This window comes from Streptomyces sp. NPDC059455 (genome assembly GCF_042750115.1).
GTDB classification, from domain to species: Bacteria; Actinomycetota; Actinomycetes; order Streptomycetales; family Streptomycetaceae; genus Streptomyces; species Streptomyces endocoffeicus.
This window is the reverse complement of record NZ_JBHYVB010000121.1, coordinates 22,602-34,187: the sequence shown is the minus strand read 5'-3', so window position 1 is coordinate 34,187 and position 11,586 is coordinate 22,602. Positions and strand designations below refer to the sequence as shown.

The 11,586-nt window shown below is 69.7% G+C and carries 8 protein-coding genes and 2 pseudogenes; 2 read left to right on the top strand and 8 right to left on the bottom strand.

The annotated features are described in order from the left end of the window. The 5 genes from ACFXB5_RS33925 to ACFXB5_RS33905 form a co-directional block, all read right to left on the bottom strand. Positions 1-958 (bottom strand): Hsp70 family protein (locus ACFXB5_RS33925; protein WP_385215194.1); only part of this gene is annotated, 958 nt, incomplete at its 3' end. 299 nt (positions 959-1,257) lie between these two features. Further along, positions 1,258-2,427, bottom strand: coding sequence for a glutathione-independent formaldehyde dehydrogenase (locus ACFXB5_RS33920; protein ID WP_385215191.1), 1,170 nt, complete (start codon positions 2,425-2,427; stop codon positions 1,258-1,260). Between the two features lie 227 nt (positions 2,428-2,654). Next, positions 2,655-5,042: a SpoIIE family protein phosphatase gene (locus ACFXB5_RS33915; protein ID WP_385215189.1), complete on the bottom strand. Its 2,388-nt coding sequence runs from the start codon at positions 5,040-5,042 to the stop codon at positions 2,655-2,657. A gap of 4 nt (positions 5,043-5,046) precedes the next feature. Next, positions 5,047-6,249, bottom strand: coding sequence for a PP2C family protein-serine/threonine phosphatase (locus ACFXB5_RS33910; RefSeq protein WP_385215186.1), 1,203 nt, complete (start codon positions 6,247-6,249; stop codon positions 5,047-5,049). A gap of 415 nt (positions 6,250-6,664) precedes the next feature. Next, positions 6,665-8,008: an endonuclease domain-containing protein gene (locus tag ACFXB5_RS33905; protein ID WP_385215183.1), complete on the bottom strand. Its 1,344-nt coding sequence runs from the start codon at positions 8,006-8,008 to the stop codon at positions 6,665-6,667. Between the two features lie 174 nt (positions 8,009-8,182). On the opposite strand from ACFXB5_RS33905, the gene ACFXB5_RS33900 reads away from it, so the two are divergent. Both ACFXB5_RS33900 and ACFXB5_RS33895 read left to right on the top strand, forming a co-directional pair. Then, positions 8,183-8,551, top strand: coding sequence for an integrase core domain-containing protein (locus ACFXB5_RS33900; protein ID WP_385215180.1), 369 nt, complete (start codon positions 8,183-8,185; stop codon positions 8,549-8,551). Between the two features lie 162 nt (positions 8,552-8,713). Then, positions 8,714-9,328 (top strand): annotated as a pseudogene (locus tag ACFXB5_RS33895) (polyketide synthase); the annotation flags it as partial. Positions 9,329-9,517: 189 nt separating this feature from the next. Here the strand turns inward: ACFXB5_RS33895 and ACFXB5_RS33890 are convergent. From ACFXB5_RS33890 to ACFXB5_RS33880, 3 genes and pseudogenes are all read right to left on the bottom strand, one after another. Next, positions 9,518-9,802, bottom strand: a pseudogene (locus ACFXB5_RS33890) (Zn-ribbon domain-containing OB-fold protein); the annotation flags it as partial. Positions 9,803-9,810: 8 nt separating this feature from the next. Further along, positions 9,811-10,977, bottom strand: coding sequence for an epoxide hydrolase family protein (locus ACFXB5_RS33885; protein WP_385215178.1), 1,167 nt, complete (start codon positions 10,975-10,977; stop codon positions 9,811-9,813). Positions 10,978-11,019: 42 nt separating this feature from the next. Further along, positions 11,020-11,529: a carboxymuconolactone decarboxylase family protein gene (locus ACFXB5_RS33880; protein WP_385215175.1), complete on the bottom strand. Its 510-nt coding sequence runs from the start codon at positions 11,527-11,529 to the stop codon at positions 11,020-11,022. Between the last annotated feature and the right edge of the window lie 57 nt (positions 11,530-11,586).

Below are 11,586 nucleotides of genomic sequence, written 5' to 3'. Positions count from 1 at the left end.
CATCGGCCATCGCCTGCCGCACCGGACCCAGACAGCGCTCCACCAGATCAACAGTGATCTGCTCGAAGGTGGACCGCATCACAGTCTCGGTCAGATGCTTGGGACCGGAGCCGTCCGCGGTGATGAACGGCAGGCTGACCTGGGTCTGAGTCACCGAACTCAGCTCGGTCTTCGCCTTCTCCGCGGCCTCGAAGAGCCGCTGCAGCGCCTGCGGATCCCGGCGCAGATCGATGCCGTTCTCCCGCTGGAAAGCATCGGCGAGATGATCGACCAGCCGCCGGTCGAAGTCGTCGCCGCCCAGATGGCTGTCACCCGCGGTCGAGCGGACCTCCACCACCCCGTCCCCGACATCCAGGACGGACACATCGAAAGTGCCGCCACCGAGATCGAAGACGAGAACGGTCTCATGACCCTTCTTGTCCAGGCCGTAGGCCAGGGCGGCCGCGGTCGGCTCGTTGATGATCCGCAGCACGGTCAGACCGGCGATCTCACCCGCGTCCTTGGTAGCACTGCGCTGGGCGTCGTTGAAGTACGCGGGCACCGTGATGACCGCCTCGGTCACCCGCTCACCCAACTGCTTCCCCGCGTCGTCGGCCAGCTTGCGCAGCACCAGGGCGCTGATCTCCTCCGGCGAGTACAGCTTCTCACCCACCTTGAAACGGGCCAGACCGCCCTCGTCCGGGACGACATCGTAGGCGACCGCCCTCGCCTCGGCGGAGACCTCGTCGTAGTGCCGGCCGATAAACCGCTTGGCCGAGTAGATGGTGCCCTTGGGATTGAGAATCGCCTGACGCCGGGCCAACTGCCCCACCAGCCGTTCACCGGCGTCGGTGAACGCCACCACCGACGGTGTGGTGCGGCTTCCCTCGGAATTCGGAACAACCGAGGACTCACCGCCTTCCCACGCGGCGATCACCGAATTGGTGGTACCCAGATCGATACCAACTGCCTTGGCCATAACAACTCCTTCCCAAGGCGGCCCCGGACCGCACTCAACGCCCGGTCGGCCGCGGAAGCGAATCGGTTAGCAGGCTCTCTCCCCCAAGAGTGACAAATCGGACGCACGAACGCCCGCGCTTGTGGGGTCTAATTTCGCCGCCCCAGACCGCCACCGAGGACAGGTACGAGCGGGCGCGATCCGGGCGATCCACACCCGGGCAGACCCGGCTCGCCCCTTCCCAGGCTCGGCCCGGGCAAGATGGCCGCCTCGGCCCCGTGGGCCTCGGGGCACCGGGACGGCGGCCCCCGGCCGCCGGATCACCGGGAACCGTCCGGGTGCAGGATGACCTTGGTCCAGCCCTCGTCCCGGCGGTCGAAGTGGTCATAGGCGTCGGGGGCTTGGTCCAGCGGAAGCTCATGGGAGACCACCCAGCTGGGCTTGGCCTTGCCCCCGGCGATCAGGTCGCGCAGCCGGCGGTTGTACCTCTTCACCGGTGCCTGGCCGGTGCCGATCTTCTGGCCCTTGAACCACAGCTTGCCCCAGTCGATGGGCACCTTGCCCTTGACCTCGAAGTCGCCGATCTGGGGCTGGGCTTCCCTGCCGCCCGGGTCCTCGGGGACGAACACGCCCACCACGCCGATGCACCCGGTGAAGCGAACGTTCTCGATCAGGCTGTTCATCGTGCGGGAGGCGTCCTCGTGGCCCGACGGGTCATGGGCCTGGTAGCCGACGCACTCGCAGCCGTTGTCGGCGCCGAGCCCCAAAGTGGCTTCCTTGATGACCTCACCCGGGTCCTGCTCGCGCATGTCGATCGGCATGGCGCCGATCTCCTCGGCCTTGCGCAACCGATCGGTGTGGAAGTCGCACACCCACACCCGTCCAGCACCCTTGATCACCGCCGAGTAGGCCGCCATCAGCCCCACGGGACCCGCACCGTAGATGACGGTCTGGTCTCCGGGCTTGACGCCCGCCATCTCGGTGGCGTGGTAGCCGGTGGGGAAGATGTCAGCCAGCATCACGTAGTCCGTCTGGCGCTCTTCGGCGTCCTCGCCCAGCCGCAGCGCGTTGAAGTCCGCGTACGGCACGCGCAGGAACTCGGCCTGGCCGCCCTGGTACGGCCCCATGTCCGCGAAGCCGTAAGCGGCTCCGGCGGCCGAGGGCTCCGGCTGCATGGTCAGGCAGTAGTTGGTCAAGCCGCGCTCGCACTGTTTGCAGAAGCCGCAGGCGATGTTGAACGGCAGCACCACATACATGCCGACCTTGAGCTTTCTGACCGCCGAGCCGACCTCGATGACCTGCCCCAGGTTCTCGTGCCCGAAGATGCGGCCCTTCTCGAACGACGTACGCCCTTCGTACATGTGCAGATCGGAGCCACAGATATTGGTGGTGGTGATTTTGACGATCGCGTCGCAGGGGTGCTCGATCCTCGGGTCGGGCTTCTCCTCGACCGCGACGTTCCGCGGTCCTTCGTATACAGCTGCTTTCATGATCACTCCTCACTCACCACCACACGCATGCGACCACTGCCGTCACCCGGCCCGAGGCCGCGAATGATGGTGGATGGATGGTGGCGAGGCCGTCATGTCCTGCGGCCCGCCGCGATGGCGGCACGTGCCGTGGGAGACGGGTCGGCCCTCTCCTCCACGGTCTCACCAGGGCACTTCGAACGCGACCGCAGCCGACAGGGGTGGTGGGGCGGCGCCCTCGGCCCCCCTCAGTCGTCGGAGAGGTCCTGCTCGGCCCAGATGGTCTTGCCATGGACCTCCAGGCGAGTGCCCCAGCGCTGGGCGAGTTGGGCCACCAGGAAGAGGCCGCGGCCGCCCTCGTCGAGCGCGCGGGCCCGGCGCAGATGCGGTGCCGTGCTGCTGAAGTCGGAGACCTCGCAGATGAGCGCGCGGTCGCGGATCAGGCGCAGCCGGATGGGCGGGCGGCCGTAGCGGATCGCGTTGGTGACCAGTTCGCTGACGACCAGCTCGGTGGTGAGGACCAGCTTCTCCAGTCCCCAGTCCATCAGTCGGGCGGTGACCTCCCGCCGGATCCGGGAGACGACGGCGGGTTCCGAGGGGATCTCCCAGGTGGCGACGCGGTCAGGGCCGAGGGCCCGGGCGCGGGCGAGGAGCAGGGCGACATCGTCTTCGGGGCGGGCGGGGAGCAGAGTCCGCAGGACGGTGTCGCCGAGGGCGTCCAGGGACGGGCCCGACTCGGCCAGGGCCTCGCACAGCGCCTCCAGACCCTCGTCGATCGCGCGGTCGTGGCCCTCGACCAGACCGTCGGTGTAGAGGGCGAGGACACTGCTCTCGGACAGTTCGGTCTCGACCGCCTCGAAGGGCAGGGTGCCGAGGCCGAGGGGCGGGCCGTTGGGGACGTCGAGGATGTCGGCGCTGCCGTCCGGGGTGACCACGACGGGCGGGGGGTGGCCGGCGCTGGCGAGCGTGCAGTGGCGGGAGACCGGGTCGTAGACCGCGTACAGGCAGGTGGCGCCGGTGGCCTCGGGGGGTTCGGGATCGTCCTCGGCGGCCAGCCGGGTCACGAGATCGTCGAGGTGGGTGAGCAGCTCGCCGGGCGGCAGATCGATATCGGCCAGGGTGCGTATGGCGCTGCGCAGCCGCCCCATGGTGGCGGACGCCTCGACGCCGCGGCCCACGGTGTCGCCGACCACCAGGGCGGCGCGAGCGCCGGAGAGCGGGATCACGTCGAACCAGTCGCCGCCCACGCCGGTCCAGGTTTCCGAGGGCAGATAGCGCGAGGTGACCTCCACCGCGGCCAGGTCGGGCAGGCGCCGCGGCAGCAGATTGCGCTGCAGAGCCCTGGCCGTCATGCGCTCGCGCTTGTAGCGGCGTGCGTTGTCCACACATACGGCCGCTCGGGCCGTGATTTCCTCGGCCAGCAGCAGGTCGTCCTCGTCGAACGGCACCGGCGTCCGGTGGCGAGCGAAGAACACCACGCCAAGGGTGACACCGCGGGTGCGCATCGGCACCACCAGCTCCGAGTGGATCCCGTACTCCCGGATCCGGGCGGCCCGTACCGGATCGAGGGCGTCCCACCGGACCATGAGCTCGTCACTCATCTGGTAGAGGATGGCCCGGCCCTCGGCCAGGCATTCGGCCGACGGTGAGGACTCCGGGTGGGTGTCCAGTTCGTCCACGTCGACCACGGCCTCCGGGGTTCCGGGGAGGACGGAGCGATGGGCGGCGCGGCGCATGGTGATGGGACCGGACAGCGGGCCCGAGGGGGGTTCCTCACCCTGGTCGAGAAAGGTGAGCAGGTCGACGCCGACGAAATCGGCGACCCGGGGGACGGCCACGTCGGCCAGTTCATGGGCGACATGCGCGAGGTCCAGGGTGGAGCCGATGCGCTTCCCCGCCTCGTTCAGCAGCAGCAGCCGCTCCTGGGGCTGGTGCCGGCGGGTCGTGTCGTACGCGGCGAAGCACACGCCGTACACGCGGCCCGTCCGGTCCTTGAGCGGCGCGAGCGAGATCGTCCAGGCGTGCTCGCGGCTCTCCCCCGGCACCCGCAGATAGGCCTCCAGGACCTGCCGTTCGCCGCTTTCCAGCACGCGACGCATGCCCTCCTCGGTCTTCTCGCTCTCCGGGTGCGACAGGAGCTCGACCAGGCGCATACCGCGCATCCGATCCTCGGTGAGGGCGGCCGCCGCCTCCATTTCCGCGTTCGCCCGTACCAGCCGCAGGTCCGTGTCGAAGACCGCAAGCACGCACGGGGCCTGGGTGAACGCCCCCACAGCCGCGTCGGCCTCGGGCGAACGCGGTTCCCGCGCGACGGCGGACACCAGGAGCCACCCGGTGGCACCGCCGTCCGCCACCACGCGGTGCGCCAGCGCCTCCGCCTCCACGCGATGGCCGTCACGGTGGCACAGCCCCACCCGTCCGCTCCACCTCGACCGGCCGGCCAGACAGCGCCCGACCGCCTCGACGGCGGTCTCCTCGGCCCATAGCTCGGTCACCGCTCGCCCCACGATCTCCTCGGACCGGTAGCCGAGCAACCGCTGGGCGCCCTCGCTCCACCCGGTCACGACGCCGTGCGAATCCATCGTGGCCGTGGCCAGGTACACCATGTCGAGAGGCTCGTTCACCACGGGGGACATCGTCTTACGGCTCCGGCAGCCACCATTCGATCATCAAAATCGTGGCGTCGTCGCTGAGTTCGTCGCGCCGGCGGTCGACGATGGCGTGAATGAGCAGGCGGAGCACCTCGGGGGCGTTCTGCCCGGCGGCCGTCGACCGGATGATGTGGTCGGTGAAGCGGTCCAGGCCGAATTGTTCGACTCCCTCATTGCGCGATTCCACGACACCGTCGGTGTACAGCAGAATCCGGTCACCGGGTTCCAGGGCCGCCTCGTGTATCTGCCGGGCACTGGCGGCCAGGCTGGCGGGCAGGCCCAGCGGAGGCTCGGAAGGCCGCTGCAGTTCCTTCTCCAGCAGCCGGTGGCGGCGGATGAGCAAGGGGGACGGATGGCCGCAGTCGGACCAGCGCAGCACCCCCGTGGGCATGTGCAACTGGGTGAAGATGCCGGTGCAGAACTGATCCGGGAGCCAGGTCGACAGCGCCGAGTCCACGGCGCCGACGAGCGAGGCCAGGTCGGCGCCCGTACGCCGGGCGTTGCGTGACCCCGCCATGGCCACGGAGGTGGCGAGGCCGGACGCCAGATCGTGGCCCATGGCGTCGAGGATCGTGGCGTGCAGCACGTCCGCGGTGAACGAATGGTCGAAGGCATCGCCTCCCAGCTCGTACGCGGGCTCCACGACGGCCGTCGAGACCACCCGGCCGGTGCCGATCGAACGTGGGGGCAGAAAGGCCCGCACCATCTCCGTGGACAGCTGCATGGGCCGGGTCCGGGTGCGCTGCGCGAACGTGTCGATGTAGGTGCGCTTGGAGGTGATCACCAAGCCGAGGAGCGAGGCCGGCGTCCGCGAGCGCCACAGCCGCAGCCCGTCCAGGAACTCCATCCGCAGTCGCAGGACTCCCAGCCGCTCGGCCCCGTTGGCCAGCGGCAGCCATACGACCAGCCCGCCCGAGCCGTCCTCCTCCACCCGCAGGGCGTCCGTGCGGTACGCCCATCCGGCGAGGGAGGCGTCCACCGGGAGTTCCGTCTCGTCCTCTGCCAGCGGCAGCAGCAGCCTCTGCTGGAGATCGATCAGATGGACGACGGCACGGCCCAGGCCCATGGCCCCGGCATAGCGGTTCAGGACCTCCGGGAACTCCGCAGGGGAGGCTTGCTGGATGGCGCCGACCAGCTCCTCGAACAGCTGTTCGGCGGCCCCGGCCGAGGTCGACACATCCGCGTCCACCATACGAGCAACTGTACGGCGGGCTCTCTTCCTGCGTCGTCCGCGGCCACCGTGCCGGCCGCCCCGCGGGGCCGGCTCAGCCCTCCTCCGCCGGCGGCCGGGGCGCGCCCTCGCCCTCCGCACGGGCCACCTGTCAGACCCCTCACCGGCACTGGCCCACCTGGCTGCGACCACACCGCGACCACCCCAACCAGCACCACAACCCACTCAGAGCGCTCTGCTCCCCCACCCCGGCCCTCACTTCACCCACCGCATCCCAGCCCCAGGGAACGCATGCGACCACCACGCGACCACCACACCGAAACACGCGGAAAAAGGCCGCCTCCGCTACTCGCGGAAATGGCCTCCGACCTGCGAAAACACTGGTCGGGACGACAGAATTCGAACCTGCGACCCCTTGCCCCCGGCGGGTGCCCGCTCAGAACAGTGCCAGGCCCTCGCCGCTGGTGTCCGCGATGACTGGCCGGAACTGAGCAGGGAGGCCGTCCAAACGGTCAGGACCGGCCGCGGCGGCCACAGCAGGAGCCGTCTCGGCCAACCAGAGACGAAACCGCTCGGCGGCTTCGCGGTAGGGGACTCGCGCCAGGACACGGTGCTCGCCGGAGGGGCAGAAATCGACTGCGACAGTGAGCAGGCAGGAACGGGGCGCGTTCTGACTGCCCGTCCAGGACACGCGCAGGACACCGCAGGGCTCGCGCCCGCCGGGGGCACGGTGGGTCGGGCGCAGCGATCGGCAGGCTATGTGGGCGGTCCATGCGGCGAGGTGTGGCAGCGGCAGAGTGGTGCGTGCGCGGCAGCCGGGGCAGCGGTGCCAGTGGCGAAGCCAGTCGTCAGCGCCGGTGTCGAAGAGGCGTGTGTAGCGGTTCGCCACGCGGATGTCGTTGCTGTACAGGTGGTCGGGGCGTTCCTGTGTGTTGCAGGACTGGCAGACAGGGGCGCGGACGTAGCCGTGTTCGTGGCAGTGGTCGAGCACGGTGGCGGGCGCGGTGCGGCAGACGGCGCACACCCACCCGGCCACCCTGCGGGAGGTGCCGGGCTTCCTGCTGAGCACCGAGTACAGCTGGCCTTCCAGCTCTCCGTTGTACAGACGCAGTGAGGCGGTGGGGCCCTCGGGGCTCGTCGTCTGCCGACCGCCAAAGTCTCGGGCCTGCCGGGGGTGAGAGGGCGGCTCGGCGGCGGCTGCGCCTGCCCGGTGGGTCCGTGCGGCTTGCACCCACCGTGTTTCCATGTGCTCGGCCGCGTCGAGCAGCCTGACCACAGCGCGCGGCAGCCACCATGTCCGCTGCGTCCCGTCGCGGGTCCGCTCCACGAGTATCTGTCGCCAGTCGATCCCCGCCAGATGGTACGGCCGGCCGACTTCACCTCGTGCTGCCCGCTCGGGGCCGCTCGGCTCCCGCAGTTCCCCCGCGATGCGCCGGCGCCAACGCAGCTGCGTTTCCTCGTCGCACTCCTGTCTCGACACCCCACGAAACGGACCGATGCGGACCAGGTCCTGCCGATCCATCGCCACCGCGTTCAGTTCCGCGGCCGCCCGGCGCACCTCAGCCTCCGGAACACTCCACTGACCGTCGCTCGCCCTCACCGTCGCCACCACATGGCCGCCGAGCAGGACGTACCCCACCCGGGCATGGGCTGGAGACCAGGTGAATGCCCCAGAAGCCGTCGGCACAGCACTGTCGGCCGTCACATCGACCCACAGAGCGTCCGCGGCGCCCAAGGTGATCAGGCCGTCCGGACGGCCCGGCATGACATGCTCTGACATACCGACAGGCTAACGGCCCGCAACGCGGCAACGGGTTCCAAACGCCTCGGTCAGCCGGACCGCCCCCCACGCCACATCCGCCGCCCGTAGGTCGGCACCCGCTACGTACACATCCTGGGCGCCACCTCCCATCCCGACGGCCCCTGGACCACCCAGCAGGCACGCAACCTCCTCATGGAACTGGGCGACCGAGCCTCCGAGTTCACGGTCCTGGTGTGGGACCGGGCCGGGCAGTTCACCGATGCGTTCGACGCCGTCCTCGCCGGCGCCGGCCTCACGGTCGTGAAGATCCCTCCGCGCAGCCCCCGCGCGAACGCGTACGCGGAACGATTCGTCCTCACCGTCCGCTCCGAGGTGACTGATCGCATGCTCATCCTCGGCCGGCGCCACCTTCGCACCGCGCTCAACGAATACGCCCGCCACTACAACGGCGAAGACGCCACCGCGGACGCCGACTCAAACCGCCCGACCCCACCATCCCATCGCCGACCTCTCGCAAGAACGGATCAAGCGCCGACCCGTCCTCGGGGGACTTATCAATGAGTATGAAAGGGCCGGATAAGTTCGCAGGTCAGTGCGGCGGCCCTGTTTTGGAACCCCACAGGAGCTCTATGGGCGTGAACGAGTGCGGGGAAGGGCTCACCGGTGTGGGCCAGGATTCTGTCGCGGTCATTGGAATGTCGTGCCGGGTTCCCGGCGCCGAGGATGTGCTCCTTCTGGAAGCTGCTGAAGGCGGGCGAGCACGCGATAGCGGACGGGCCCGCCGACCGGTGGCCCGCGGACATCGCCGAACTGGCGCGGCACCCGCAAGGTGGATTCGTCGACGGCGTCGGCGACTTCGACGCGGGCTTCTTCGGAATCTCCCCGAGAGAGGCCGCGGTGATGGACCCGCGCCAGCGCATGGTGCTCGAGCTGGGCTGGGCGGCTCTGGAAGACGCCTTCCTGCCACCGGAGAGCCTGCGTGGCAGCGCCACCGCGGTGTTCCGGGGCGCCGCCGGCGACGACTACGCCTCCCTGGCGCACCGGCACGGCGGTGACGCGCTGTCCCACCACTCCATCGCCGGTCTGAGCCGCGCCCTGATCGCCAATCGGGTCTCCCATCAACTGGGTCTGCACGAGCCGAGCCTGACCGTGGACACCGCACAGTCCTCCTCCCTGGTCGCAGTGCACATGGCCTGCGCAAGCCTGCGCTCGGGAACCGCGCCTCTGGCGCTGGCCGGCGGGGTCCACCTGAACCTGGTACCGGAGAGCACGATCGCCTTCGCCCGCTCCGGAGCGCTGTCGCCCGACTGCCGCAGCCACACCTTCGACGCCCGCGCCAACGGATTCGTCCGCGGCGAAGGCGCGGGCGTCGTCGTACTCAAGCGGCTGGCCGACGCGATCGCCGACGGCGACCAGGTGTACTGCGTACTGCTCGGCGGCGCCGTCAACCACGACGGCCCCGGCGCGCTGAAGCGGCGCGCCGATCGTGAGCCCGGCCGGCTCGGGCGGTGCGCCGGGCAGGTTCGTGAGCAGGCGTGGCCCTTCCGGGAGCGCCGCGATCGCGACGACGTACGGCGCCTCCCCCTCGAAGCCGGGCGAGGCGCGGTGGACGACGACGTACGACGCCAGCGTGGCCCGGCCGCTCGCTCTCTTCCAGGACACCGGGCCGCCGGTGAAGGGCGACCTGGCGCGAGGCGGGAAGAACGCTCGTCCCGTGCGCGCGCACGTGGGCAGCCACAGCTCACCGAGCCGTGCCTTGTCCCAGTAGGTCTGCGTCTCGGGCGTAGGCGCCGGACGGAATTTGTCACCCACGCGTTTCCTCAGCCAGCGCGCAGTGGGCGGACGAACGAGCGGATGTCCGCGGTGATCAGCTGCGGTTCCTCGGCCGCCGCGAAGTGACCACCGCTGGGGAACATGGTCCACTGGCGCAGGTCGCTGTGTGCGGCGACGAGCGATCGGGGCCGGTACAACAGGTCCCGGGGGAGAACGGCCACCGCTGTCGGCACGCTGATCTCGGGCTTCACGTCATTGGCCAGCCCCATGGGCAGGTGGACTTCGGAGGCCCGGCAGAACAGCTCGGACCCGACGAAACTGTTCGTGAACCAGTACAGCGAGAAGTGCGTCAGCAGCGTGTCCTTGTCGAAGCGGGTCTCCACGTCTCCGTGGCAGTCGCTCCACGCCCGGCGGCGCATGAGCATCCACGCCGCCTGCCCCACGGGGCTGTCGTGCATCGCCCAGGCCAGGGTCTGCGGGTCGAAGGCATGGATCAACGCATGGTAGAAAGCTCCCGGACCCCTGTCCTGACCTGCGATGACTGCCAGTTCCTCCGGAGTGAGCCCGGCCGGGTCACCGGCGTCATGGGGCACTCCGGGCAGGATCGGGAAGCTCATGTGGACACCGATGAGCGAGTCCGGATGTGCGTGGCCGAGTCGTGCGGTCACAAAGGCACCCGCGTCGCCGCCGTGGGCGACGAACCGCTCGTAGCCCAGCCCCCGCATCAGCTCGACCCATAGGGCGGCGGTCTCGACGTAGCCGACACCGGTGCGGGTCAGGGGCCCGGAGAAGCCGAAGCCCGGCAGTGAGGGAACAACGACGTCGAAGGCGTCCTCAGGATCACCGCCGTGCGCGGCGGGGTCGGCCAGCGCCATGATGACATCCCTGAAGTCCCAGAACGTCCAGGGCCACCCGTGACTGAGGACGATGGGAACGGGGTCGGGCCCTTTCCCTCGCACATGGATGAAGTGGATCGGCACGCCGTCGATCTCGGTGCGGAACTGTGGGAACTCGTTGATGCGCGCTTCCTGTGCACGCCAGTCGAAACCGTCCTGCCAGTAGGCCACCAGCTCGCGCAGGTAGGTGCCGTTGACGCCGGAGGACCAGTCCTCGTTGTCGAGTTCGGGCGCCCATCTCGTGTCGGCCAGGCGCGCGCGAAGCGCGTCCACCTCACGTTGGGGTACATCGATCTTGAAGGGCTCAATCTGTGCCATCGTTCCTCGGTTTCATCGGAAACTTCTCCTCCAGGCGGGCGCTCACGTGAGCGAGTCGACCGCTGAGATCGGCAGGATCCCCTCGTCCATGGGCACGGCGAGGGCGTTGGTCAGCCGGCCGGCCATCCCGTAGAGCCCCGCGAGCACCGTGAGGTCGAGGATTTCGACGCGAGTGAGCTGCGCCGAGACGCGCTCCCAGACCTCGTCGTCCACGGGGTTCTTCTCGAAGGCCGCGGCGTACTCCATCACGGCCCGCCCCCGCGCCGGGAAGCCTTCGGGTTCCCCATCGCGTACGGCGCGCGCCTCCGCGACGGTGAGGCACACCCGCCCGTGCACCTCCGCCGTTGTCGCGATCTTGAAGTGCTGCCCCCACTCGACGTCGGAGCCCAACTCGGCGCTGAGGCGCAGGATGGTCAGCTCGCGCAGACGTGCGTCGAGGTGCGACTCGGCGTGCACTCCAGCGGCGAGGCCCTTGAAACGCCGGGCAGAGGGCCGGGTTGTGGTAGAGCGCTCGCCCCAGATTCGTCTGGAGGGCCGGTGCCGGCTCGTCATCGGGGATCTCGTCCACCAGGGGCATCCTGTCCATGTGCATTGTCGATTCCTCCTCGG

What these genes read in the sequence shown, in the direction of transcription:
- ACFXB5_RS33900 (WP_385215180.1), top strand. Translation starts at nt 8,183, where the DNA reads ATGGAACTGGGCGACCGAGCCTCCGAGTTCACGGTCCTGGTGTGGGAC.
- ACFXB5_RS33880 (WP_385215175.1), bottom strand. Translation starts at nt 11,529, where the DNA reads ATGACGAGCCGGCACCGGCCCTCCAGACGAATCTGGGGCGAGCGCTCT.
- ACFXB5_RS33910 (WP_385215186.1), bottom strand. Translation starts at nt 6,249, where the DNA reads ATGGTGGACGCGGATGTGTCGACCTCGGCCGGGGCCGCCGAACAGCTG.
- ACFXB5_RS33915 (WP_385215189.1), bottom strand. Translation starts at nt 5,042, where the DNA reads ATGTCCCCCGTGGTGAACGAGCCTCTCGACATGGTGTACCTGGCCACG.
- ACFXB5_RS33920 (WP_385215191.1), bottom strand. Translation starts at nt 2,427, where the DNA reads ATGAAAGCAGCTGTATACGAAGGACCGCGGAACGTCGCGGTCGAGGAG.
- ACFXB5_RS33885 (WP_385215178.1), bottom strand. Translation starts at nt 10,977, where the DNA reads ATGGCACAGATTGAGCCCTTCAAGATCGATGTACCCCAACGTGAGGTG.
- ACFXB5_RS33905 (WP_385215183.1), bottom strand. Translation starts at nt 8,008, where the DNA reads ATGTCAGAGCATGTCATGCCGGGCCGTCCGGACGGCCTGATCACCTTG.